At 62.0% G+C, this 25,387-nt stretch carries 20 protein-coding genes; 5 read left to right on the plus strand and 15 right to left on the minus strand.

Features of this window, described 5'->3' with window-relative positions; all coding sequences use genetic code 11:
• Positions 1 to 2 precede the first annotated feature (2 nt).
• From ccoP to ccoN, 4 genes are read right to left on the minus strand one after another with little or no spacing between them, the layout of a single operon-like run.
• Positions 3 to 926: a cytochrome-c oxidase, cbb3-type subunit III gene (gene ccoP / locus C7435_RS13485; protein ID WP_121212091.1), complete on the minus strand. Its 924-nt coding sequence runs from the start codon at positions 924 to 926 to the stop codon at positions 3 to 5.
• The gene (locus tag C7435_RS13490) at positions 913 to 1,116 is read right to left on the minus strand and encodes a cbb3-type cytochrome c oxidase subunit 3 (RefSeq protein ID WP_075189591.1); all 204 of its coding nucleotides are present in this window, start codon (positions 1,114 to 1,116) and stop codon (positions 913 to 915) included. Before C7435_RS13490 ends, ccoP begins: the two co-directional genes overlap by 14 nt.
• 4 nt (positions 1,117 to 1,120) lie before the next feature.
• Complete coding sequence (gene ccoO / locus C7435_RS13495) at positions 1,121 to 1,879, minus strand: cytochrome-c oxidase, cbb3-type subunit II (protein WP_075189590.1); 759 nt, start codon at positions 1,877 to 1,879, stop codon at positions 1,121 to 1,123.
• Between the two features lie 9 nt (positions 1,880 to 1,888).
• On the minus strand, positions 1,889 to 3,541 hold the full coding sequence (gene ccoN, locus C7435_RS13500) for a cytochrome-c oxidase, cbb3-type subunit I (RefSeq protein WP_121212092.1): 1,653 nt from the start codon (positions 3,539 to 3,541) through the stop codon (positions 1,889 to 1,891).
• A gap of 285 nt (positions 3,542 to 3,826) precedes the next feature.
• Here ccoN and C7435_RS13505 point away from each other — a divergent pair, with 285 nt between their 5' ends.
• Positions 3,827 to 4,900: a DUF2855 family protein gene (locus C7435_RS13505; RefSeq protein ID WP_121212093.1), complete on the plus strand. Its 1,074-nt coding sequence runs from the start codon at positions 3,827 to 3,829 to the stop codon at positions 4,898 to 4,900.
• Positions 4,901 to 5,028: 128 nt separating this feature from the next.
• Here C7435_RS13505 and C7435_RS13510 read toward each other — a convergent pair whose 3' ends face one another.
• From C7435_RS13510 to C7435_RS13535, 6 genes are all read right to left on the minus strand, one after another.
• Positions 5,029 to 6,210, minus strand: coding sequence for a lipase family protein (locus tag C7435_RS13510; protein WP_121212094.1), 1,182 nt, complete (start codon positions 6,208 to 6,210; stop codon positions 5,029 to 5,031).
• Positions 6,211 to 6,333: 123 nt separating this feature from the next.
• The gene (gene fsa / locus C7435_RS13515; protein WP_075189586.1) at positions 6,334 to 6,987 is read right to left on the minus strand and encodes a fructose-6-phosphate aldolase; all 654 of its coding nucleotides are present in this window, start codon (positions 6,985 to 6,987) and stop codon (positions 6,334 to 6,336) included.
• Between the two features lie 89 nt (positions 6,988 to 7,076).
• Entirely contained in the window at positions 7,077 to 8,342 is a 1,266-nt protein-coding gene (locus C7435_RS13520; RefSeq protein WP_121212095.1) for a threonine ammonia-lyase, read from the minus strand.
• Between the two features lie 303 nt (positions 8,343 to 8,645).
• On the minus strand, positions 8,646 to 9,215 hold the full coding sequence (locus C7435_RS13525; RefSeq protein WP_121212096.1) for a DUF4287 domain-containing protein: 570 nt from the start codon (positions 9,213 to 9,215) through the stop codon (positions 8,646 to 8,648).
• 2 nt (positions 9,216 to 9,217) lie between these two features.
• Complete coding sequence (locus C7435_RS13530) at positions 9,218 to 9,808, minus strand: SRPBCC domain-containing protein (protein WP_121212097.1); 591 nt, start codon at positions 9,806 to 9,808, stop codon at positions 9,218 to 9,220.
• Positions 9,805 to 10,194 (minus strand): ArsR/SmtB family transcription factor, encoded by a 390-nt coding sequence (locus C7435_RS13535; RefSeq protein ID WP_121212098.1) that lies wholly within the window; start codon positions 10,192 to 10,194, stop codon positions 9,805 to 9,807. The genes C7435_RS13530 and C7435_RS13535 overlap by 4 nt, the downstream gene beginning before the upstream one ends.
• A gap of 665 nt (positions 10,195 to 10,859) precedes the next feature.
• Here C7435_RS13535 and C7435_RS13540 point away from each other — a divergent pair.
• Both C7435_RS13540 and C7435_RS13545 read left to right on the plus strand, forming a co-directional pair.
• Complete coding sequence (locus C7435_RS13540) at positions 10,860 to 14,300, plus strand: pyruvate carboxylase (protein ID WP_121212099.1); 3,441 nt, start codon at positions 10,860 to 10,862, stop codon at positions 14,298 to 14,300.
• 889 nt (positions 14,301 to 15,189) lie between these two features.
• Positions 15,190 to 16,089, plus strand: a complete 900-nt coding sequence (locus C7435_RS13545) for a hypothetical protein (protein WP_233350779.1) — start codon at positions 15,190 to 15,192, stop codon at positions 16,087 to 16,089.
• Between the two features lie 613 nt (positions 16,090 to 16,702).
• Here C7435_RS13545 and C7435_RS13550 read toward each other — a convergent pair.
• The 5 genes from C7435_RS13550 to C7435_RS13570 are packed head-to-tail and all read right to left on the minus strand — an operon-like array spanning position 16,703 to position 22,359.
• A complete protein-coding gene (locus C7435_RS13550; protein WP_075189579.1) occupies positions 16,703 to 17,665 on the minus strand; it encodes an alpha/beta fold hydrolase in 963 nt (320 codons plus the stop codon).
• Positions 17,666 to 17,674: 9 nt separating this feature from the next.
• Positions 17,675 to 18,508 (minus strand): SDR family NAD(P)-dependent oxidoreductase, encoded by an 834-nt coding sequence (locus tag C7435_RS13555; RefSeq protein ID WP_121212100.1) that lies wholly within the window; start codon positions 18,506 to 18,508, stop codon positions 17,675 to 17,677.
• Positions 18,505 to 19,998: a flavin-containing monooxygenase gene (locus tag C7435_RS13560; RefSeq protein ID WP_121212161.1), complete on the minus strand. Its 1,494-nt coding sequence runs from the start codon at positions 19,996 to 19,998 to the stop codon at positions 18,505 to 18,507. The genes C7435_RS13555 and C7435_RS13560 overlap by 4 nt, the downstream gene beginning before the upstream one ends.
• 52 nt (positions 19,999 to 20,050) lie before the next feature.
• On the minus strand, positions 20,051 to 21,358 hold the full coding sequence (locus C7435_RS13565; RefSeq protein ID WP_121212101.1) for a bifunctional folylpolyglutamate synthase/dihydrofolate synthase: 1,308 nt from the start codon (positions 21,356 to 21,358) through the stop codon (positions 20,051 to 20,053).
• A complete protein-coding gene (locus C7435_RS13570) occupies positions 21,355 to 22,359 on the minus strand; it encodes an ATP-grasp domain-containing protein (protein ID WP_121212102.1) in 1,005 nt (334 codons plus the stop codon). Before C7435_RS13570 ends, C7435_RS13565 begins: the two co-directional genes overlap by 4 nt.
• A 195-nt stretch (positions 22,360 to 22,554) precedes the next feature.
• On the opposite strand from C7435_RS13570, the gene C7435_RS13575 reads away from it, so the two are divergent.
• Complete coding sequence (locus C7435_RS13575) at positions 22,555 to 23,655, plus strand: NADH:flavin oxidoreductase (protein ID WP_121212103.1); 1,101 nt, start codon at positions 22,555 to 22,557, stop codon at positions 23,653 to 23,655.
• A 274-nt stretch (positions 23,656 to 23,929) separates the two neighbouring features.
• Complete coding sequence (locus C7435_RS13580) at positions 23,930 to 25,315, plus strand: hypothetical protein (protein WP_075189574.1); 1,386 nt, start codon at positions 23,930 to 23,932, stop codon at positions 25,313 to 25,315.
• Positions 25,316 to 25,387: the final 72 nt, after the last annotated feature.

Consider the following 25,387-nt stretch of genomic DNA (forward strand, 5'->3'; position numbering starts at 1 on the left):
ACCTACTGACCCGTGGGACCAGCTGTCGCATCCTCCCCGCCGCCAAGAAGGAAAACATAGGCCGCCAGGGCGTCGATGGTGGCCTCGTCGAGACGACTTTCCCAGGCCGGCATGACGCCATAGGGACCGCGATGGATGGTCGCCATGACCTGCTCGCGGCTGCCGCCATAGAGCCAGTCCCGGTCCGTCAGGTTCGGCGCACCCTGTGCCCGGTCGCCAGTGCCGTCAGCCATGTGACAGCTGGCACACTGCACCTCGAACACGGTCGCGCCGCGCTGGATCGCCCCGACATCGGCACTGGTGCCCGACAGGGAGAGCACATAATCGGTGACATCACCGATTTCGGCGCGGCTGAGCAATTGGTCACGCCCATAGGCCGGCATCTGCGAGAAACGTGTGTCGGGATGCTCGGACCGAATACCGACGGTCAGCGTGGTGCGGATATCGTCGTAGGAACCGCCCCACAGCCAGACATCATCATTGAGGTTGGGATAGCCGACAAAGCCCTGGGCGCCGACACCGTGACAGGTCGCGCAATTATCGCCGTACACCGCCTCCCCGGCTGCCAGGACAAAGCCGAGCAGTTCCGGGTCGTTCTCGATCTCGGTGATCGAGCTTCCCGCCAGTGCCGCGAAGCCGTCGGCACGCTGGGCGTCGAGCGCGTCCAGAGCCATGGCGACATTGGCGCGCTCGGAATGATTGCGCAGGCCACGCGTGTGGTCGGTCTCCCCCGCCAGTCCCGGCAGGGCCGGCCAGGCCGGCATGAAGATCCAATAGACCACCGCCCAGGCGCAGCAGGCATAGAAGATATACAGCCACCAGCGCGGCAGCGGCGTGTCGAGTTCCTTGATCCCGTCCCACTCGTGACCGGTCGTTTCCGTGCCGGTATGGGCGTCGGTTTCACGCTTTTTATCATGCTCGGACATCGGTCTCGTCCTTGGTCTCGGCCTCATCAGCAATGGCCGGCGTGTCATTTTCAGTGAGCGGTGCGTTTGCGGCGGCGTCGAAACGGGCCTGGTTGCGTGGCCAGAGGGCATAAACCAGCGCCGCGGCGAACAGCACCACGAAGATCAACAGCCCCCAAGTCTGGGCGAAGGTGGAGAGGATCTCATACATCGCCCTACCTCAGATTTTCGTCGGCTTCGGCCTCATAGGTGGAGAAGTCCACCATGGTGCCGAGCACCTGCAGATAGGCGATGAGCGCATCAAGCTCGGTCACCCGGTCCGGATTGCCGTCAAAATCGCGCATCACAGCGCCCGGATAACGTTCCTGGAAGCCGTCATAATCCTCGGCATAGGGATCCAGCTGGGTTTCGACGTCCGACACGGCTGCCGCCACCATCTCATCGCTATAGGGCACGCCGACCGTGCGCAGGGCGCGCAAATGCGCCGCGACATTGCCGAAATCGAGCTCGGAGGTTTCCAGGAAGGGATAGGCCGGCATCACCGATTCCGGCACCACCGACTGTGGCCGCCGCATATGGTCGCGATGCCATTCATCGGAATACCGCCCGCCGACGCGGGCAACATCCGGCCCGGTCCGTTTGGATCCCCATTGGAAGGGATGATCATACATGCTCTCGGCCGCCAGCGAGTAGTGGCCGTAGCGCTCGACCTCGTCGCGCAACGGGCGGATCATCTGCGAATGGCAATTATAGCAGCCCTCGCGCAGATAGATGTCCCGGCCCAGCTGTTCCAGCGGCGTATAGGGCCGCATGCCGTCCACTTCCTCGATCGTTGAGTCGAGATAGAAGAGCGGCGCGATCTCGACGATGCCACCGATCGACACCGTCACCAGCACCCCGACCGTGAGGATGAGCGAGTTCTTTTCGAAGAGCGACTTGTGAAGATCGCTCCAGAGAGATTTTTTCCCTGACATATCGACCTCCTATTTCGCCGCTTCGAGGGCGGGTTGATCGATGACGTTTTCATCGTCCTCAACCGCGTCACCGCGCACGGTACGGTACACATTGTAGACCATGATCAGGGCGCCCACGAGGTAGAGCACGCCGCCAACTGCCCGGATAATGTAGGGAACATGCATGGCTTCAACGGTCTCCACGAAGGAGTATTCCAGGAAGCCGAGCGCATTATAGGTGCGCCACCACAGGCCCTGGAAAATCGCCGCCGACCACATCGAGGTGATGTAGAGAAGGATGCCGATGGTCGCGACCCAGAAATGCCAATCGACCAGCGCCTTGGAATACATGCCCTTGCGCTTCCACAGCCAGGGAACCAGGCAATAGAGCGCGCCGAAGGAGACAAAACCGACCCAGCCCAGGGCGCCGGAATGGACGTGGCCAATGGTCCAGTCGGTATAGTGCGACAGCGCATTCACGGCCCGGATCGACATCACCGGACCTTCAAAGGTCGACATGCCGTAAAAAGCGACCGACATGACCAGCATGCGCACGACCGGATCGGTGCGCAGCTTGTCCCAAGCGCCTGACAGCGTCATCAGACCGTTGATCATCCCGCCCCAGGACGGCATCCACAGCATGATCGAAAACGTCATGCCCAGCGTCTGCGCCCATTCCGGCAACGCGGTATAGTGCAAATGGTGCGGGCCGGCCCAGATATAGATGAAGATCAGCGACCAGAAGTGGATGATTGACAGGCGGTAGGAATAGACCGGCCGATTCACCCGCTTGGGGATGAAGTAATACATGATCCCGAGGAAGCCGGCTGTGAGGAAGAAGCCGACCGCGTTATGGCCGTACCACCACTGGGTCAGCGCATCCTGCACCCCGGCAAAGGCCGAGTAGGAGCGCGAACCGAGCCAGGAGACCGGCATCGCCAGATTGTTGATCACGTGCAGCACGGCGATCGTGACGATGAAGGCCAGATAGAACCAGTTCGCTACATAGATATGCGGCTCCTTGCGCTTCCACAGCGTGCCGAGGAAGACCAGGAGATAGGCCACCCAGACCAGGGTCAGCCAGATATCCGCATACCATTCCGGCTCGGCATATTCGCGCCCCTGGGTGATCCCGATCAGATAGCCCGAGGCGGCAATTACGATGAAGAATTGATAGCCCCAGAACACGAACCACGGCCAGATTCCACCGGCGATCCGGGTCCGGCAGGTGCGCTGGACGACGTAAAAGGAGGTCGCGATCAGCACATTGCCGCCAAAGGCGAAAATCACCGCCGAGGTGTGAAGCGGTCGCAGGCGCCCGAAACTGGTAAAACCGAAGGGTTCCAGATTGAGCACCGGAAAGGCGAGCTGGAACGCGATGATGACGCCGACCAGCAGCCCGGCCACACCCCAAAATAGCGATGCGATCACCCCAGCTTTGATGAGGCTTTCATTGTATTCGCGCTCGTCAGTGATCACGCCTCCGCCGGCAATCGAGCCGGTCAGAAGGAAAATCCCGGTCAGGAAACCGCCGAGAATCAGCCAGGACTGGCCGCGCATGGCCGCGTCCGGAGCGTAGGCCGCAGCGAAAAGTGCCCACAGGGCGCCCAGAACGGTGATGAGGAGTACAATGGCTGTCGATGGGTCGGAACCGGCCCGTTTCAGCCCTTGAGCGGATATCATGTGTGCCCCCGGAGATTGGCTTTCATGGTCCGGGTGTAACTCAATTTTCCACAAAATATCTATGGCAATTTGTCACGTGCGACAAACCCGACCCGTTCCACACCCTTTAGGCGAGCCTATCATGGCGCGCACCGATTGCAGCCCCGATCATTTTTCACGCCACTATCCGGCGTACTGGGTGCGCGGCGGCCCAAGCGCCAACATCGCGGCTTGATCGTCCGCGGGAACCCGGCAACTCTGCCTCGCAACAGACCGCCAAGACGGTCGAACAACGGGAGAGAGATCATGAATTGGGCCTTGTCCATCGACCGCAAGACCATCACCGACGTGCGCATCATCGAGGAGACAGCCCGCCCGCTGGCCGATGGCGAAGCTCGCCTTGCCGTCGACAGCTTCGCGCTGACGGCGAACAATATCACCTATGCCGCCTTCGGTGATGCGATGCGCTATTGGGACTTCTTTCCCGGCACCGACGATCGCTGCCGCCTGCCGGTCTGGGGCTTTGCTGACATCGCCGAAAGCCGGGTCGAAGGGCTGGCCGTCGGCGAACGCCTATATGGCTATTTCCCGGCCGCCAGCGAGCTGATCGTCAGCCCCGGCAAGATCACGCCCGGCGCCTTCATCGACACCGCACCGCACCGCGCCGAATTGCCGCCCGCCTACAATAATTATGTCCGCTGCAGCGCCGATCCCGGCTGGACCGAAAACGGCGAAGCGGCGCAGATGGTATTGCAGCCGCTCTTCATCACCGCCTGGCTGCTCGACTTCTTCCTGCGCGATGACGCCAATGGTTTCACCGATGCGCCGATCCTGCTCACCAGCGCGTCCAGCAAGACCGCCATCGCCCTCGCCTTCGCCCTGAAAGCCGGCGGCGGGCGACAGGCCATCGGCCTCACCTCGACGCGCAATGCCGATTTCGTCACCGGGTTGGACCTTTATGACGCGGTTACGACCTATGATGCGGTGGACAGTCTCGACCCGGCCCGGCCGGCCGCGATTGTCGATTTTGCCGGCGATGCCGATCTCAACCGCGCCCTTCACACCGCACTGGCCGGTCGCCTTGCCGGCAATATCCGGGTCGGTGGCGCGCATTGGGAGAAGTCCGCCCCGCCGCGCGACCTGCCGCCGCCAAAACCGCAATTCTTCTTCGCGCCCGACGCCGCCCGCACCCTGATCAAATCCTTGGGGCCGGAGGCATTTGACCAGCGCTACAAGGCGGCTTGGCGCACATTCGCGGCTGCTGCTCCGGACTATTTCGACTTTCGCAGTGAGGCGGGAAGCGAGGGCGCCCTGTCGGTCTACAAATCACTGCTGGAAGGCAAGGCCGCGCCGCGCGACGGGATCAGCATCAAGGTGTGACCGGGTGGGGCGTCGCGTGTGGCATGGGGTCGGTTTGACGGGTGCGTGTCCCGGCTTTTCCGACCTTTGTGTCGCGCCGAGGGCGCCTGAAGCGCACACGCCGCCATAAACCGCGACACGTCCCGTTTTCACTGATGGCTAACCGCATCGCCGTCCATCTCTGTCGCGGCAGGCGGTTGTGGCGGGTTGAGACTGGCCCGCATGAGCTGACGCAGTCGGGCATAATAGGCCAGCTTGGCGATATAGGTCTCGATGGCATGATCTTCGAGACCAGCCCGCCACCAGCTCATGATCAAGCGTCGCCCGCTCTGCCACCAGCGCTCGATCAGGCTGGGATTGTTCAGGAAACGCATGCCGGGAAAGTCGATCTGCCCGCTCGCGGTTTGCGAGGGCGTGGCTGGGCCGAGATAGCGCAGGTCGCCGCCATGCCGGTATTCGCGGACCCTTTCGAGATAAGGCGAAAGTTTCGACACCACCGGAAGCCAGCGAATGAGCATGCGGGTCGCATTGATTACGGTCGAGTTCAGTGGCACGGCCGTCACGATATCGGCTGCATTCACAATCCGGTAGACCGGCGTGAATATCTGGTTCGTGAAGGCTTGGTTCGACACGCGCGGGGAACCGAATGTGTAACAGGCACCGCGTGACCCGTTGGCGACGAAACGGGTCGCCACAACGGCCAGGCCACCGCCCAGGCTGTGCCCGGTGACGAAAAGCGGCAGGCCCTTGCAGTCATCGCGCGTGAGAATCGCCGCGATCTGGTCCTCGACCGAGCGATAGGCGAGGTAAAACCCCTTGTGGACCTTGGCGACCCCGGCTTCCAGCGAGAGGCCGTGCGGCAATTCCATCAATTCCAGATCGAGGTCGGTGCGCAAGTCTGCCATCCGCGTCGGCTCGGTGCCGCGGAAGGACAGGACCAGCATGTCCTCGGGCGGTTTTCCCGCTTCCGGCTCACGGCTGAGCCGGGCGATGAAGCATTGCGTATCATGCCGCAGGCCTTCGCTCAGACTGATGGTCTTGAGGAGTTCAAAATCAAACTCGCCCAGCAGGCCGCGCAATTTCTCACGACCGGCCTCGCCCTCACCGGGACGGATCAGGCGTGACAACTCGGCCATGATCTCGGTCGCGTCGGTTTTGCTGGCCAGGGCTTCGGCGACCCGGCGCAGGGCGGTTTGGTCGAACGGGTCCTCGAATGGCAGATAGGCGAACAGCGACATCACCGACATCAGCCAGGCCGTGCGGTCGGAATAGGCTGCCCGCTTGGTCGGCTGGGTGGCCAGATCGGCGTCAAAATGCCCGGTGAACTGCATGCGCCCCTCCCCGAAAAGGAAGGACCAGCCTAGCGATCCGCTCGCCGCAAGTCATCCACAGATTGAGCTGACCGACCTGACACGCTTTCAGCGCAGCGTTCCGACCGGCTCATTCGCGACCCGTCAGAGAATGCTCTGACCGGTCTTCTTCCAATCGGCCATGAAGGCTTCCAGACCCTTGTCGGTCAGCGAGTGCTTGACCAGGTTTTTCAGGACCGATGGCGGCACGGTGGCGACATCAGCACCGAGCAGGGCGCATTGCTGGACATGGTCGGCGGAGCGGATCGAGGCCGCCAGTATCTGGGTGTCGAAGGCGTAATTGTCGAAAATCGTGCGCAGATTGGCGATCAGCTCCATGCCATCGACACCGAGATCATCGAGGCGTCCGATGAAGGGCGAGACATAGGTGGCGCCCGCCTTGGCGGCGAGCAGGCCCTGATTGGCCGAGAAGCACAGCGTCACATTGGTCTGGATATTGGCTGCGGTGAGCGCCTGACAGGCCTTGAGGCCTTCAAAGGTCAGCGGCAGCTTGACCACGACATTGTCCGCCAACTCAGCCAGTTTCTTGCCCTCGGAGATCATCGCAGGCGCGTCGAGCGCGGTCACTTCAGCACTGACCGGACCGTCGACGAGATCACAGATTTCCTTGACCACTTCGAGAAAATCACGGCCCGACTTGGCGATCAGCGAGGGATTGGTGGTGACGCCGTCAACCAGACCGGCCTCGGCCAGCTCGGCGATCTCGGACGTTTCGGCAGTGTCGACAAAGAATTTCATGATGCTCTCCTCGCGGGCGGTCGGATGTGGGGCGTGCGTTACCGGTAACCAGCCCGTGTGACATTTCAAAGCCTGTTGGACAGAAAAGCTCAGTAGCCGGCAAGCTCGACCCGGAAACCGGCCGCCTGCAGGGCGCTGCGGATCCGGTCCATATGGACGCCGTCCTGCGCCTCCAGCGAGATGTCGATATAGGTCACCTTGGCCGGCAGGTCGGAAAAGGTCTTGTGATAGGCGACATCGGTCACATTGCCATCCTCGCGCGAAATGATGTCCGACACGGCGGAGAGCTGTCCCGGCACATCGACCAGCTCGATCCGGAACCGGGCTAGCCGGTGCGAGCGGGCAAGATCGCGCAGCAAGAGTGACGACAGGAGCCGGGTATCGACATTACCACCGGACAGGACCAGGCCGACCTTGCGGTCGGCAAACCGGTCCGGATTGGCCAACACCGCTGCCAGACCGGCCGCTCCGGCGCCTTCGGGCAGGACACGCATCTGGGAGATGAACAGGTTGAGGGCCCGCTCGATCTGGCGCTCGTCGACCAGCAGGACATCGTCGAGCAGGTCCATCAGCAAATCACCGGTCAACCCGCCGGGCTCGCGCACGGCTATGCCTTCGGCCAGCGTGAAACCACCGACCGGACGATCCTCGCCATGATACCGGTTGGCAAACGCCGGGAAGAGATCGGACTGGACGCCGACCAGCTCGATCTCCGGCTTGATGCGCCGCGCCGCGAGGCCGGCTCCGGCCGCCAAGCCGCCGCCGCCGACCGGGAAGACCAGCACGTCGAGGTCGGGCTGGTCCTCGAGCATCTCCATCGCCACCGTACCCTGCCCGGCCAGCACGACAGGATCGTCGAACGGATGGATGAAAACGGCACCGGTCTCGCGCGCCGCGGCCTGGGCCAGCGCCTTGGCAGCGTCGAAATCCTCGCCGGCGATCTCGACCTCGGCGCCGAAGCCACGCGTCGCATGCACCTTCACCATCGGCGTCCCGACCGGCATGAAAACCCGCGCACCAATCCCCATCGCGGCGGCGCTGCGCGCCACGCCCTGGGCGTGATTGCCGGCTGACGCCGCGACCACGCCGCGCGCCCGCTCCTCCGGCGACAGCGCAGCCATGCGCGCGAAGGCGCCGCGCTCCTTGAACGATCCGGTGACCTGGAGATTTTCCAGTTTCACATACAGCTCGCAGCCCGCCGCTGCGGCGAGGCCGGGCGATGCGATCAGCGGGGCCCGCAAAATGCCGCCGAAACCGTCGGCGCGCAGCTGGTCGACATGGTCAAAGGCCGCCGCCAGACGGGGGTCCGACGGAGGGGTCGCCGCAGACGGGCGGGTTTTGGCAGGCAGGGTCATGCAATCGCTCCGCAGGGCCGCACAGAAAAAACCCCGCTCCTGGTGCCAGGAGCGGGGTCAAACTGCACGAAACCTAATTAAGGGGTCAGGTCGTGAACGTCGTCGCTCCATGTGGCGCTATGACGGTAATAATTGAAATGAGCGGAAGACGACGCGCAGACACGCCAAGCGCGGCGAATGCCCCGCCCCGGCCTGTTTGCACGATTTTACCCGTCAATTGACGCATAACGCCACCTTCCAACAAGATTTCACCCCCACCCTGCCGAAGCCCGGCAGCTCTGTCCAGCAATAAACCGCGCCGGGCTAACCAGCCGCATCATACGCCTGCTTCAGCCAGCCCAGAATCTCGGCATCGACCGCATCAACGCCATCAAGCCGGACCCGGTGCGTGCACATGGCATTGAAGGAGCCGGACGCTTCCAGCCGGCCAGACGGCTCCACCCCTTTGAGATTGAGGCCGAGATCAACCCGCGCCTTGGTCGACGGTTGGATCAGGCCAAACTGCTTGGCCCGGCGCAGCGAGACATAGGCCTTTTTCGGGGCCAGCTCGACATCCTTGCCAAATCCCGACACAGCCTCGACCAGCCTGTCATGGATCGGCTTCAGCCCGGCCTTGGGGCCGGCATATTGCGCGGCGACGAGATCATCAGCCGGAGCCGGCGCCGACACCACCCCACCCCTGACCTCATGCGCCACGAGATTGGCAAAGCCATGGGTCATGCCGTGCTCGCTCTTGAGCAGCTTGACCATCTCGCCGTGCTTCTCCAGACCGCTGGCCTTGACGATCGCAACCCATTCATCGAGCGTTTTGCCGGTCTTTTCCGGCATGTTGGCGATCATCGACCGCGCCATGTCTTCCGGTGAACTTGCCATGCTCAGGCCTCCTCAACAGTCTTGATCGCCGCAAGGTCCGGCGCGCGCTCAAGCGGCCAGTTGCTGCTCAACGCGGATTTCGGTGTCATCGGCGCCATCAGCGAGAACATGAACAACATCATGCGTCCGCCGGTCGTGGCCTTGCCGGTTTCAACCAGCGCCTTGAGATTTTCGCAGATAAACTTGGCGCCCTGGGCCATCTGCTTTTCGGACTTCGAGACGGCGTCGCTGCCGGCATGTTCATTGATCAGCGTGAACTCGACTCCGCCCTCAACTTCCTTGAGGAGATAGCGCACGATCGAGACCGGATCCTCCGCCGTGGTGAAGCGGAAAGTGTGCGCATAGCGATAAGGCGGCTCGAACTCGATCACCTTGCCCATGACCAGCGTGTGCTTGCCGTCGGGCGTGCGCATGGCAAAGGCGGCGCCATCCTTGAGGCCCGGCGTGTCATACTGGCCGTTGAAAAAGAACGGCAAAGGCCGGTCAGTCCGGATCAGTTCGGACCAGACCTGGTCGATCGTCGCCCGGATCACAACCCGGTACATCGAGGTCCGGATTTCCCCGGACAGGGTTTTGGCGTGTGCTTCACTCATCCTGGCTCCCCCTTCTTGTGAGCAATATCGTCAGTTTCCGCACCATCCCCCTCTTGGGCCCGGCGCTGTTCAGCGAGATATTTGATGTCCAGCATGCGGCCCGACCAGAGCGCGGAATACTCGCTCGTCCACCGGTCATGGATCATCTGGATCGGCACGGCATTCATGTAGAGATGCCGCGTCCGACCGCGCTTGTCCGAGATGATGAGACCGGCCTCTTCCAGCACGGACAGATGGCGCATCACCGCGATCCGGCTGACATCGAAACGGCCGGCCACCGCCCCGACCGAGCAGCCCGGCTCATTGCGGACAATATCGAGCATCGCCCGCCGCGTTGTGCTCGCGAGCGCCTGAAAAACCGCATCCATCGTGTCCGGAGACATCATCTCAACACCTCATGTAATGAGTTCATTACATATTAGCGCTCACAAGACAAGCGATAATTGGCATTAAGCGCCTACACCGACCGTATTAATCTAAAATACTTACATATTACGGGCATCCGCAGACACTTGGGGGCAGGACCAGATCACATGAAAAAATCGCCTTGGGAACAGTAATTTGGAGCCACTACACTGTCGAAATCGACAGAAAGTCGCTTTGGTATGGCGCCCGGCGCGGACCCGCCCATAGATCACTTGTCAGCCAGCGGGCCGTATCCGGTTCTTGAGGTCAAGGGCGGCAAAGCCGCCGCTCCGCGGGCATGCCCCTTGAGTTCAAGAACCGGATACGGCGAACTGCCGGCAAGGGATTTAAGGCGGCGTGTGCGCGGGCGCGGGTCTGATCGAAGCAGGCTCACAGAAAGAGACCTCGCCTTCCCGCTCCTGCCACTTGCCCCCTCCCCGGCCCATACAGCGAGAGGGTCAGGGTGAGGGGCAAATCCCGGTAGCGGCGCCCCGATCCGACGTCCCTTGCCGCAGCCATGAAAACGCGTCACCCTCATCTGCCGCAGTGCAATATTTCGCTTTCATCCGGCGTGAAGCGAGCGTTATGGTAACGTTACCAACGCGCTGACCGGCGCGTGCCACCCTGCTGCCCCAGGAGACTTCACTTGCCTACCGAAAAACTCCTCGTCGCCAATCGCAGTGAAATCGCCATCCGCATCATGCGCGCCGCCACCGAGCTCGGCCTGCGCACGGTCGCGATCTATGCCGAGGAAGATAAACTCGCTTTGCACCGTTTCAAGGCGGATGAGAGCTATCGCGTGGGCGCCGGTCTCGGGCCGGTGAAAGCCTATCTCGACATTGACGGCATCATCGCGATTGCCAAGAAGTGCGGCGCGACGCTGATCCATCCCGGCTATGGATTCCTGTCGGAAAACCCGGACTTCGCCGAGGCCTGCGCCGCCGCCGGCCTGACCTTCATCGGTCCCTCACCGGATGTGATGAAATCCCTCGGCAACAAGGTAGCCGCCCGAAACATGGCCGTCGAGGCGGACGTACCGGTGGTCCCTGCGACAGGCCCCCTGCCCGACGCTTCCGATGACTGGGCCGCGATGGCCGAAGCCGTCGGATATCCGCTCATGCTCAAGGCGAGCTGGGGCGGTGGCGGCCGCGGCATGCGGGTGATCGAGGAGGCCAGCGAGCTGCACGCCCAGGCCGAAGCCGGTCGCCGCGAGGCCGAAGCCGCCTTCGGCAATGGCGAGGTCTATCTGGAAAAACTGATCCGCAAGGCGCGCCATATCGAGGTCCAAATCCTCGGCGACAGCCATGGCAATCTGGTCCATCTCTACGAGCGCGACTGCACCGTCCAGCGCCGCAACCAGAAAGTCGTCGAACGCGCCCCGGCACCGGACATGGCCGAGGACACCCGCACCGCGATCTGCGAAGCGGCCCTGCGGCTGGTGCGCCATGCGGGATATTGCGGCGCCGGGACGGTGGAATTCCTGCTCGATGCCGAGACCGGGAAATTCTACTTCATCGAGGTCAATCCGCGCGTCCAGGTCGAACATACCGTGACCGAGGAAGTGACCGGGATCGACATTGTCCGTGCCCAGATCCAGATCGCCCGTGGCGGCCATATCGGTATCGAGTCCGAGACCGGTGTCCCCGAACAGTCGAAAATCACCCTGCACGGCCACGCCCTGCAATGCCGGGTCACCACGGAAGACCCGCAGAATAATTTCACCCCGGATTATGGCCGCATCACCGCCTATCGCGGCGCCACCGGTTTCGGCATCCGTCTCGATGGCGGCACGGCCTATTCCGGCGCCGTGATCACGCGCTATTTCGACAGCCTGCTGGAGAAGGTCACGGCCTGGGCAGCAACGCCGGAAGAAGCCGTGCGCCGGATGGACCGGGCGCTGCGCGAGTTTCGCATCCGCGGCGTCTCGACCAATATCGCCTTCCTGGAAAACGTCATCAATCACCCGGACTTTGTCTCCGGTGACATCACCACCCGCTTCATCGACACCACGCCGGCCCTGTTCGACTTCCCCAAGCGCCGCGACCGCGCCACACGTTTGCTCGGCTTCATCGCCGACGTCTCGGTCAATGGCAATCCGGAGGTAGCCGGCCGCCCGCTGCCGCCGGCCCATGCCGTCACGCCGGTGCCGCCGCCCAGCACCGGCAAGGCGCCAGACGGCACCAAGCAATTGCTCGACCAGCTGGGACCGGAGGGCTTTCGCGACTGGATGTTGGCCCAAAAACGCGTACTGATCACCGACACCACCATGCGCGATGGTCACCAATCCTTGCTGGCCACCCGCATGCGCTCGCACGACATGGTCACCGTGTCGGAAGCCTATGCGGAACATCTCTCCCAGCTTTTCTCGGTCGAATGCTGGGGCGGTGCCACCTTTGACGTCGCCCTGCGCTTCCTGAAAGAAGACAGCTGGGACCGTCTCGCCGACCTGCGCCAGCGCATGCCGAACGTCATGCTGCAGATGCTGCTGCGCGCCTCCAACGCTGTCGGCTACACCAATTATCCCGACAATGCCGTCGACCTGTTTGTGAAACAGGCGGCCGAAACCGGGATCGACGTCTTCCGGGTGTTCGACAGTCTCAACTGGGCCGACAACATGAAAGTCGCCATGGAGTCGGTGCTCAAGACCGACCGGCTGTGCGAAGCGGCGATCTGCTATACCGGCGATCTCGGGCATGCCGAGCGGCCGAAATACCAGCTCGATTATTATCTCGGCCTCGCCCGCGAGCTGAAATCCGCCGGCGCGCATATCATCGGCATCAAGGACATGGCCGGCCTGTGCCGCCCGGCCCAGATCCGCACCCTGGTGAAAGCGCTCAAGGACGAGACCGGACTGCCGATCCACTACCACACGCATGATACGTCGGGCATCGCCGCAGCAACGGTTCTGGCGGCCTGCGAGGCGGGCGCCGATGCCGTCGATGCGGCGATGGACAGTTTCTCCGGCCTGACCTCCCAGCCCAATCTCGGCTCCATCGTCACCGCGCTGGGCGATACCGATCGCGCCACCGGGATCGACCCGGCGGTGATCCGCCGCTTCTCGGACTACTGGGAGGACGTGCGCACGCAATACGCCGCTTTCGAGCCCGACCTGCGGGCCGGCGCGTCGGAGGTCTATCTGCACGAAATGCCGGGCGGGCAATTCACCAATCTCAAGGAACAGGCCCGCTCGATGGGGCTGGCCGAGCGTTGGCATGAAGTCGCCAAGATGTATGCCGCGGTGAACATGATGTTCGGCGATATCGTCAAGGTGACGCCCTCCTCCAAGGTGGTCGGCGACATGGCGCTCTACATGGTCTCGTCCGGCCTGACGCCGGAAGACGTGCTGGACCCGGATACCGAGATCAATTTCCCGGAAAGCGTGATCGGCTTGTTGCGCGGTGATCTCGGCCAACCACCGGGCGACTGGCCGCCGGCGCTTCAGGCCAAGGCGCTGAAAGGCGAAAAGCCGCGCACCGACCGTCCCGGCCAACATCTCGACCCGGTCGATTTCGACGCCGTGCGTGCGACGATCAAGGGCCATGGCGGGCGCGAGATCAACGATAACGACCTGTGTTCGGCCATAATGTACCCCAAGGTCTTCGCCGATTATGAGGCCCATCGCAGCGAATTCGGCCGCGTCGACCGCCTGCCCACGCCGGTCTTCTTTTATGGCATGGAGCCGGGCGAGGAGATTTCCGTCGAGATCGACCGCGGCAAGTCACTCAATATCCGCTTCATGGCAATCGGCGAGCCCAATGATCATGGCGAGCGGGAAGTCTTCTTCGAACTCAATGGTCAGCCGCGCGTGGTCCGCGTCGACGACAAGTCCGTCGCCTCCACCGTCATCGCCAATGAAAAGGCCGACATGGCCAATCCGGCCCACATCCCTGCCCCCATGCCCGGACTGATCGCCACCCTCGCCGCCAAGGAAGGCGACACCGTCAAGGCGGGCACCCTGCTGATGACCCTGGAAGCCATGAAAATGGAAACCTCGATCACCGCACCCCAGGCCGGCACGGTCAAACGCTTGCCGGTCAGCGCAGGTACGCAGGTTGATGCCAAGGACTTGCTGGCCGTGGTGGAGTGAGGCGGGGCGCGTCCTTCTCCCGGGGGAGACGGTGTCGCGAAGCGACGGATGAGGGGGATCAGCGAGGCCGGCACCGAGGTTCCCCCCTCACCCGGCCTCCGGCCACCCTCGCCCTGGGGAGAGGGAACACGTTGTTTTACACGCGGCGCGCGGCGCTCACCCCGCCATAAATCCCTCGCCGAGAGAACGCCGTATCCGGTTCTTGAGCTCAAGGGGCATGCCCGCGAAGCGGCGGCTACGCCGCCCTTGACCTCAAGAACCGGATACGGCCCGCTGGCTGACATGGGATGTATGGGCCGGTCTGTGCCTCGCGCCGGGAATGGGTGCCTGTCACCATTTATTTCTTAGATTGATGTATTTTTTTTCAAAAAAGGGGCCGCAAAGAAAAAGGCGCATCTCGCGCCTTCAGATCGTTGCCATTTTCACGCGTTACTCGCCGCTTTCCAACCTAGCGGCGCCCGGATTTATCGATGAGCTGCAGCAGCAAGCTTATGCAGCCTAGCACTAGTCCCGCCACACCGATCGCTACATTGAGCATTTCCGACGAAATCACGCTAACAATTTCCATGCTTAGTTCACCTCCTTCCCGATTGCATCGGTGCGGAGTAGGTGGCGAATTGCTGGCGGGCGCCATGTCGTTGACTCAGGCTTGAGGGGAGTGAGGGACGATGAGCGCATCCCCTGGGGATTTCATCGCATTATTCGAAGCTTTCGTTCGATTGGTGACGGTTTTGTAACAATGCAGGCCAATTGAAGTGCCGCATATCGGGTTTAATCATCTGCTGCTCAACGACTTTTCTAAAGTCAAACGTGATTTAGCCCGATTGCGGCACTTGCACACGTTTTCATTGTGGTTAGTTTAAGTTGTGTCTAGTTTCAGTGGATGGTGATGTATCCAGCAACCGACATACCCTTCGTTCTGACCAAGGACGAATTCGACACGAATGAGCTCAGTGCCACTGGGCTCACGACTGACGAGATTCGGGACAAAGAACGTAAGCTTCGCCCCGCGAAGCGCCGGTACGTAATCGACAATACGGCGCAGTTTAAGTCATTGTGCGTCGGCGATTTCTCTGATGATCAGGTTCTAGAATTCCGAAATTGCGATCTCTTTTTCGTCACCGGTAGTTTTTCTCACCTTCAAAACGCCGTGTCGCCACTAACGACGGCATTGGAAAAGTTCGCCGTCGGACTATCCAACCAATTGAATGGGGCGGCCGCTGACTTTTATTCTGGGCCCAACACAATCGGCCGCAGCGACGTTGATGCGCTACATCGACGTTATCCTCTCAGCGCGTTCAAAATATTGAGGCTCCACAACACAATTCGAGCTGCGACCCACTTTTGTGAATCCGCTGTCACGGATATTACAGGCGACGGCGAAAGCACGCGCAGAGGCTTGTGCGAGAACGCAATCGTCCCGTCTGTGTGGATGGTTGAACCAAGATACATCTCAGAAATTCGCCGCGCGCTTGGCGACGCAGTTTCAGATCACACGATTGTATCTCGCCTCCGGTCAGACTACGGGTCCAACGTCGCAGAGAATATTTTCTCGGCCAAGCTCCTGGCGGGCTATGAGGAAGATACCGGCAAGGTTAATCGGGCATATGCCGTCACAAAGGCCTTCGCGATGGCCCTATACGAGATCTTGGCAGAGTTTGCCGAGGCCACTGAGTATACTATGCCGCCTTTCGATCTAATGTTTCCTGCAACCGAGTATGAGTTTGGAAAGGTCGAGGCGCTGTCAAAGGTCGATGGCAACCTTATCACCGCGGAAATCCCGAGTTAGGGTGAATTTATCCCGAAATTGTCCATAAGAGATTTCGGTCCGGCATCTGAATAGTCAAAATCCAAACCAACCGAGTTGAGACACTCAACAATTTTTGAAAATCGCTCCGGCCCGACATGTGGCAGATATCGGATATTAGTGGGCCGTGCTTCGGCGATTGCGAACAGGTCTTTATAACCCATCAAGAACAACATACGTGCAGTTGGATAGCCGATATAGGGCGTCAAAGCCTGTAACGTTTTGTAATCGTAAACGTTTCCGAATGTCTCAGAAAGTTCGGCCATCGCTCAAAGTTAAATCCCCCAATGCCGCTCTTCCCACTAGAGAATCGCTCTTCATATCTATATTTCGTGCACAATGAGATTGAGCATGCAAGATATGGTGGGAACGGCATCGTAGATAAGTGTGGATAGAATTCCACGCATAGCGCGTACTGCCGAACAAAGCACTTCGAGCAACATGCGGGTGCGGTCGAACCAAACACCGCTAAATGAAGCGATATTGCAAAGCACCGTTTGCGCGGGCATCTGGGCGGGCTCTCCTCGATGGCTGATTCTTTCGCAACAACCAGTCTCAAGGCTTCAGCCCGGGTGAACAACCTTAGGAAGCCCCCCTAACCCAGCTTCCCCGCCATACGCTCCACAAACGCCTGCAGCCGCTCCGGCTCGATGATCGGCGGCATGTGGCCGCGCGCTTCCATCGTCTCGACATCAGCATCAGGCAGGGCAGCCGTCAGGGCGGCGATTTGTTCGGGGGCTGAGAGGATGCGGTCATCCATGCCGTAGAACAGGCCGACCGGAACAGTGATCTCGCCGATCCGGGCGGTGATGCCGGCCATGTCGCGTTCCACCGCGGTCAGATCGGTCGCAGCGGCGTAGAAGGCATCCGGACGCAGCGAGAGCAGGCCGCCACCGCGAACGCGGAAATCCTCCGGCGCGGCATCCGGTCCGAAAATGATCGCCAACGTCTTGGCGCCATTGCGGATCGACATCGGGACGGCGAGCGTCTCGGCGATGAAACGGCGCACACGCGGATTGGCGACATTGATGCCGGCAAAGGCTTCCGACGGTGCATCCGGCGGGGTGACCAGGGCCGAGACGAGGGCCAGCCCGCCAACGCGGTCGGGATGATTGACAGCCAGGGCCAGTGACACTGCCCCGCCGAGCGAATGACCGACCAGGAGCGGCTTGTCTATGCCCTCCTTCTCCAGCATCTCGGCGATCATGCGGGCCTGTTCAGGCACCCGCGCCTGCTCGTCACTGTCGCGCTCGGACCAGCCACAGCCGGGCCGGTCGATGGCAATGGCACGATAGCCGGCGGCGGCGAGGCGATCGGTCATGGCATAGGTGAAATTATGGTGGTTGCCGCCAAGCCCGTGGATCATCACGACGGGTTGCCCGTCGCCCTTCTCGACCCAGTGCAGGCGCCCACCGGCAACATCGGTGAAGCGTCCTCGTGGCGGCAGGGCGGCCGCCGCCTTGCCCGCCACCATATGACTGAAACGCCAGGCGATGAAGATCACCAGCAAGATGACCAGGATGATGCCGACAATGACGCTGGAAAGAACCGTGAGCATGAAAATCCCCTAGGAGGCGCGCTTGGCGCCGACCATTTTTTGCATGAGTGACCAGTAGCGGGTCGGGAAAATCCGCTCGAACCACATCATGGTGTGGGCGTCACGGCCCACGAAGATTCGCGGTTTCTTGCGCGCAACGCCCTTAAGGATGATGCGGGCCGCTTCAGCCGGCGGCATCACCAAAAGGCGCTGGGTTTGCCGCTTGGCGGCCGCGATCTCGGCCTCGGACGCACCGGGCGGTGGTTTGGCGCTGGCGGCGATATTGGTCGCGATCCCGCCCGGATGGACCGTGGTCACACCGATGGACGAGCCTGCCAGTTCGTGGCGCAGCACGTTGGAAAATCCGCGCACGCCGAACTTGGCCGTCGAATAAGCCGCCTGACCCGCCGGCGCGATAATGCCGAAAATACTGGAAATATTGACGATATGCGCGTCCTCGACGGCCCGGAGCGCCGGCAGGAAAGCCCGGGTCATGCGGATGACGCCATAAAGATTGATGTCCAAAACGCGTTCGAAATCGGCCATCTCGACCTCTTCGAACATCCCGCCCAACGCGATGCCGGCATTGTTGATCAGCAGATGCACCGGATCGCCCGCGGTCGCGACATCCGATGCCAGTTTGGCGATGGCCGCCGCATCGGCCATGTCGACGACAAAAGTCGAGACATTGCAGCCGTCCTCACGCAGCGGGACCGCCACCGCCTCAAGGCCCTCGGCATTGATGTCGACCAGGATCAGATGCGCCCCGCGCGCCGCCAGACCAGCGGCCAGCGCCGCGCCGATACCGCTCGCCGCGCCGGTGATCAGCGCGGTGCGGCCGGCATAGTCGAAACGCCCGCTCATTCTGCTGCCTCCCGGGCGCTCAGCTGCCGCACCGGTTCCGGGGCCTTCGAGAAGGTCATGTAACCGTCCTCCAGCTTGCCGAAGCGGATGGTCAGCATGTCCTGCAGATAGTTCTGATAGGTCTTCCACGGCGCCCGATCGCCCTGTTTGGGCAAGTGGGCGATCGCCCGCTGGACATAGCCCGAGGAGAAATCGAGCAAGGGTTCCGGGGTGATGTCGGCGGGCACGTTCGGCACGGCGATATCGGTGCCGGTCTTTTTCATGTGGTTGAGCATGCGGCAGACCCGCTCGCAGGTCAGATCGACCTTCAAGGTCCAGGATGCATTGGTATATCCGAAGGCCAGCGCCAGATTGGGTACATCGCCCAGCATCATGCCGCGATAGGTATAAAGATCGGCCGGATCGACCACGACGCCATCGCGCGAAATCTGCGCCGCGCCAGCCAATTGCATCTCCAGACCCGTCGCCGGGACAATGATGTCGGCTTCGATATGTTCGCCGGATTTCAGCTGGATACCGGTTTCGGTGAAACGCTCGACATGGTCGGTGACGATGTCCGCCTTGCCGGATTTCAGCGCCTGGAAAAAGTCGCCATCGGGCGCCAGGCAGAAGCGCTGGTCCCAGGGATTATAGCGCGGCGTGAAATGTGTCTCGACGTCAAAGCCCTCGCCCAACTCGTCCCGGACCGCCTTGATCACCGCCTTCTTCACAAAGTCCGGCCAGCGCTTGGAGAGCTGATACACATAGATCGCCAAGCCGATATTCTTGATGCGCGACAGCAGATAGGCGAGCTTGGCCGGCAGGGCCTTGCGCAGCGTCTCGGCAATCACATCGCGCGAGGGACGCGCCGCGATATAGGTCGGTGAGCGCTGCAACATGGTGACATGGGCGGCACTGTCAGCCATCGCCGGAACCAGCGTGACGGCCGTCGCGCCGGAGCCGATGATCACGACCTTCTTGCCGGCATAGTCCAGCGCATTGTCCCAATGCTGCGGATGGACAATGGCGCCCTTGAAATCATCATAGCCAGCGAATTCCGGCAGATAGCCCTGGTCGTAGCGATAATAACCCGAGCACAGCATGACGAAGCGGGCCGTCAGGACCGTCTCACCGCCCTGCCCGTCGGTTGAGCGGACCTGCCAGCGCGCGCTGGCGCTGTCCCAATTGGCGGCTAACACCTTGTGGCCAAAGCGGATATGGCAGTCGATCCCGTTCTCGCTGGCGGTATCGCGGACATATTGCCGGATCGAGGGGCCGTCGGCGAAGGCCTTGCCGCCGGTCCACGGCCGGAAGGCATAGCCGAATGTGTACATGTCGCTGTCCGAACGGATACCGGGATAGCGAAACAAGTCCCAGGTGCCGCCGATCGCGTCACGCGATTCCAGGATCGCATAACTGCGGCCGGGGCTGCGTGTTTGCAGGTGATAGGCAGCGCCGATACCGGACAGGCCGGCCCCGACGATCAACACATCAAAATCAGTCGCGGACATGTTTTCTCCCATACCGCATCTTCAGCGGACGGAGAAAAGTGAACACCGTTTTCTACTCGGCGCAAGTGGTCGCTGTTGTCGCCAGCCAAGCCTCGCGCACGGCAGCAGCCCAGAACAGCCCGCCCAGCGCCACCAATATCCGGTCGTCGCCATCCTCGCAGGCCAGCGCCAACGCGGCGTCGGCATCCGCCGCCTGCCTTACCCGCGCCGCCGGCTGCCGCTGCAAGTAAGCGGCTGCCAGCTCTGCCGTCGGCACGCCGCCGGCAGCGGCCGACACGATCACAGTGTCAAAGGCTGGCGCGACCACGTCGAGCATGGCCGCGACCGGCTTGTCGGCCGACATGCCCAGCAACAGGGTCGCCGGCCGCCCGTCCAGCAAGGTCTGGACACTCTCGACAGCCGCGCCAATCCCCGCCGGCGTATGGCCGGCATCGAGGATCAGGCCGGGACCGCGGTCGAAACACTCCATCCGGGCCGGATTGCGGCAACCCGCCAGCGCCGAAGCGATCAAGGACGGCCACCCGGCCGCGAACAGGTCGGGGCGAGCGCCCGCAAACACGTCGAGCGCCACTTCCAGATTGTCCGCTTGGAAACGACCATGCATCGCCATTGTCATGTCCAGCCTGCCACGCTCGCCATGGGTCAGCCTGACCGCATGGCCGGACAAGCTGTCCGACGAGCGTGGCGCCAGCCACACATCGGCGACCCAAGTGACGACGACATCCTTCAGACCGGCGACCGTCTCGATGGCAGCGCGTTCGCCGGCCAGGCTGCGCCCAAGTACAACCCGTGCGCCGGGCGGCGCCACATCCAGCTTGTCCAGTGCAACCTCGCGCAGCGTCGTGCCGAGCAGCGGCATGTGTTCGGCATCTAGACTGACCAGTGCGACATGTGGCGCCCGCAGGAGCCGGGTCGGATCATAACGCCCGCCAATGCCTGCCTCGATGACAAGACGGTCGGCACCCGCCTCCTCAAACCACAACAGCGCCGTCAGGAAACCGGCTTCAAACGCGGCCGGCTGATCTCCGGGACATGCCACGAGATGATCCGCGATGGCGCTCGCGACGCGGGCTTCCAGCCTCTCGAGCACAGCGTCATCAATCGGCGTCCCGGCGATCTCAAAGCGCTCATTGAACGCATGCAGATGCGGCGAGGTGAACAGACCCGTCCGCTCGCCCGCCCCGGCAAACAGGCTGGCCAGCATGCGCGCGACACTGCCCTTGCCATTGCTGCCGGCAATGACAACCGATCGCCGGCCCAGCGCGGCCAGATCCAGCCCGAGACGCTGCGCGATCAACGCCGTCCGCGCCAGGCCGATCCCGGCGCCAAAGCGCGGCAGGTTGAGCGTGCTCACCCTCATCGCGCCGCTGCCAGGGCACGGCCCAGGACGTCGGTCCAGATCGCCTCGGCCAGCGCTGTCTCACCCAAGGATTCCAGCGAGGAAAAACTCGGATTGGCATTGACCTCCAGGACCAGCGGATCACCCGCAGCCGGCGCAAAAATGTCGACACCGGCCACATCAAGGCCCAGCGCCGCGGTGGCGGCAATTGCAAGCGCGCCCAGTGCCGGATCGACCTTGGTGCAAAAGCCGACCGGATATCCGCCGGTCGCCAGATTACGGCGCCCGGCAAGCGGCAGGCGCTGCCCCGTGCCGGCGATGTCCGATGGCGCCGCGCCGATCGCGGCCAACCCGGTCTCGAAAAGACCATCAATCACCGGGCTCAGCGCATCGGCTTGCAGCTGCGCATTGAGCGCCGCAAACAGGTCCGCCCAATTCGACACGCCATCGCCGGTCAGACCGCCTTCGCTCTTGCCGTATTGAAAGCGAGCCTGCCCGCCGACCACAAACACCCGATATTCCGCGGCCTCGACAAGCGGTTGGATCACGATCTGATCGTGCACCGGAGCGATCCGGGCGAGATAATCCCGCAAGCCGGCCGCATCCGGGATGCGTTCAGCAAAATCGCCATGAGCGCCGCGATTGGGTTTGGCAAACAGGGGATAGGTCCGGGCAGCGGCCCCGGCCTCAAGGTCGGCGCGCTCGCGACCGGGTGGGCGCAAATGCCGGCGGGCCGTCTCGACGAACCAGAGCTCGGTCGGAACATGCGCCAAACCGGCCGCCGCCAAGACCGAGGCCGTGAAGGCCTTGTCGCGTGCGATCGTGTAGGCGGTCGCCGAATTGGTCGGATAGGCGCAGACCGCACCGGATCCGCACAAGACACGCGCGCCATCGGCCTCGACCGCAAACAGATAGCCCGCACCGCCATCCAGATCGACATGACGCCAACCCTGCCGCGCGCAGACCGAGCGCACGAAGCGGGCATTGAAGGGCAAATGATGGGACGAAGCAGTGGCGACCATCCGCCTCTTCTACAAGCGTGCCGCAAGCCCGCCTATCCCTGCCTGCACGTCGATTTCGACAAGGCCGCGCGCCGGAAATTGCGCGCCCGCTTGCTGCACCGCCGCAAAATGCATGACCCGAATACATACCGAAGGGTCGATTTTGTCGCAGACTTCACTACGTCTTGGCGCAACTGATTTCGCAAGGATGCCCGCATGACCTCGACTTCCGCCCTCTTCAAGCCCTTCTCCCTGGGCTCGCTGACACTGCCCAACCGCATCGTGATGGCCCCGATGACGCGCTCGAAAAGCCCGGGCGGCGTGCCGGGGCAGCCCGTCGTCGACTATTATCGCCGCCGGGCCGAGAATGCCGTCGGCCTGATCATCACCGAGGGCACCACTGTCGACCGGCCCGGCGCCAGCTTCGACCCCGCCATACCGAACTTTCATGATTCCGCCTCGCTGGACGGCTGGAAGCGCGTTGTTGACGCCGTCCACGGCGCCGGTGGCAAGATCGCGCCGCAGCTCTGGCATGTCGGCTTGGCCCGCAAGCCGGGCACCGGCCCGCACCCGGACGCCAAATCCGACAGCCCGTCGGGCATTGTCCCGGGCGGCAAACAGGTCGGCGAGCCGATGAGTGCCGAGGATATTGCCGACACGATCGCCGCCTTCGCCAAGGCAGCCAAGGCCGCTGCCGAGATCGGCTTTGACGCCATCGAGATGCACGGCGCCCATGGCTATCTGCTCGACCAGTTCTTCTGGGAGGGCATGAACCAACGCGATGACCGCTTTGGCGGCGGGCTGGTCGAGCGCACCACGATTGTGCAGGAAATCGTCAAGGCCATCCGCGCCGAAATCCCGGCCGACCTGCCGCTCATCCTGCGCTACTCGCAATGGAAACAGCAGGACTATAATGCCCGCCTCGCCGACACGCCCGAATTGCTGGGCGAATTCCTCGGCCCGCTCTCCGATGCCGGTGTCGATATTTTCCATGCCTCGACGCGGCGCTTCTGGATCCCGGAATTCGAGGGCTCCGACCTCAATCTCGCCGGCTGGACCCGCAAACTGACCGGCAAGCCGGCCATCACGGTCGGCTCGGTCGGCCTCAACTCCGACTTCATCGGCGCCTTCATGGGCGAGAACTCGCCTGCTGCCTCACTCGACGGGCTGATCGAGCGGATGGAACGCAACGAATTCGACCTCGTCGCCGTCGGCCGCGCCCTTATCTCGGATCCGGAATGGGCCGCCAAGGTCCGCGATGGTCGCTTTGGCGAGCTGGAGGATTTCAGCGCGGAGACGCTGAAAGAACTGGTGTAACGCCGGACTCACCTCCGCAATCGCCTCGCCTTCCGGCGGGGAAACCCGCCCCCGGCCCAACTTTGTTTATCCGGCCGGGGGCGTATGCCGGACGCAATGAGTGTTATCGCTCGAGAAACCGGGATGCGAATAACATATGAGGCCTATTTTCTTATCATTATCAGCAAGTTACAAAATATTGCAGCACTGCGAACGGTTGCCATCAGCTATCGAACGACACATTAACACGTATCCATCTAGCCTCTCCGGATTGCACCTTTGATGGATTGATATTGTGACATCTGATGTTCTCGACCGGATCAAAACGGCCCTGACCGGACGCGACGGAATCGATATTGGTCATTTCCAGTGGATCAACCTGGACATGATCAAGAACGAGGTCGGTGAGCAATGGATCGAAGTGCGCAAGAAGATCTACAGCGTTTCCGCCCAGTACATTGAAAAGCGCCTCGCCAAGGATGACGTTCTGGTCCGCTGTCGGGGCGGCTTCATACTGGTATTCTCGACGCTCTCCGGCGCCGATGCCGTGCGGAAAACCGCCGAACTATCCGATGGACTGAACCACTACTTCTTGGGCGACCGGATTCTCAAAAATCTCGAAATCAGCTCGCAAACCAAAGAGTTGTCGGTCGCGGAATTCGCCGAACTGGTCAAACGCAGCGATGTATCGCAAGCGGCAGAAATCGGCCAGGCGAGCAGGAGTGCCATCAAGGTTGTGCCGAAGACGGATGCCGCCGGAAACTGGCGCGACATTGATCGCCGGTCAGGCGCGTCCACCTCACGTGATCTGTCAAAGCACAAATCACCCAGCCTCCCCGATCCGGCCCTGTCGCAAATCGTCGGGGACTTGCCGCCGAGCATCGACGCCACTGCCGATCTCGACAAGCTGTCGACACTGCCGTTCAAGGTACCGACAGCGGAATGGGACGAGATCATTTTCAAGCCGTCATGGGATGCCAAATTCAAGTACATCACCGCCAATTTCTGCCTGCCACACCGCCATCACAACGGGACTGACCTTTACGGGCGTCAGACGCTCCTCGGCAATCGTGATCCCGATATTCTGCAGGCGATGGATCATGCGGTTGCAACGACGGCTCAGCGCGGCTTTCTGAAACAGCTGGCCCGCGGCAAGAAGTGCGCGGTCGTCATTCCGGTCAATTACGAGACCGTGATCGGCACGCAGGACCGGATCCGGTACTTCTCCATTCTCCAGAACATTCCCCAGGCCCAACGGAAGTATTTCTACATCCGCGTCGACAATATTCCCGACGGAGCGCCGATCGGCCAGATGGAAGAATTGTTCCGATCGATGCGGATTTTCGGGTCCAACCTGCTGGCGAAGATCGAACCCGGCACGGTCCGGCTCAACCGGTTCGAAAATTGTTCGATCGCCATCTACAGCTCGTCGCTGGAACGCAAATGGGCCCACACCGGCCTGAGCGATGGCGTCGTCAAGAAGCTTGTCGACCAAGCGATCTCCATCCGGCGCGTCGGGGCACGCGGTGCGCTCACCCAGGTCGACACCGCCGAACAACTCCAGTTCGGCATTGATGCCGGCTACGAGATTTTCACCGGTGCGGTCATCGGCAAGGACATGAAAACCCCGGCCCCGCTGATCGAAACAACGCTACAGAGCCTGCTGTCCCGCGCCGCGTGACGCGCAAATCCCCCGTGTGCCGACGCCGCGCGGTCCGGCGCGCATCCTGAAATACATACATGTTCGGGAGAT

The sequence above is a fragment of the Maricaulis maris genome (assembly GCF_003634045.1).
Lineage (GTDB): Bacteria > Pseudomonadota > Alphaproteobacteria > Caulobacterales > Maricaulaceae > Maricaulis > Maricaulis maris.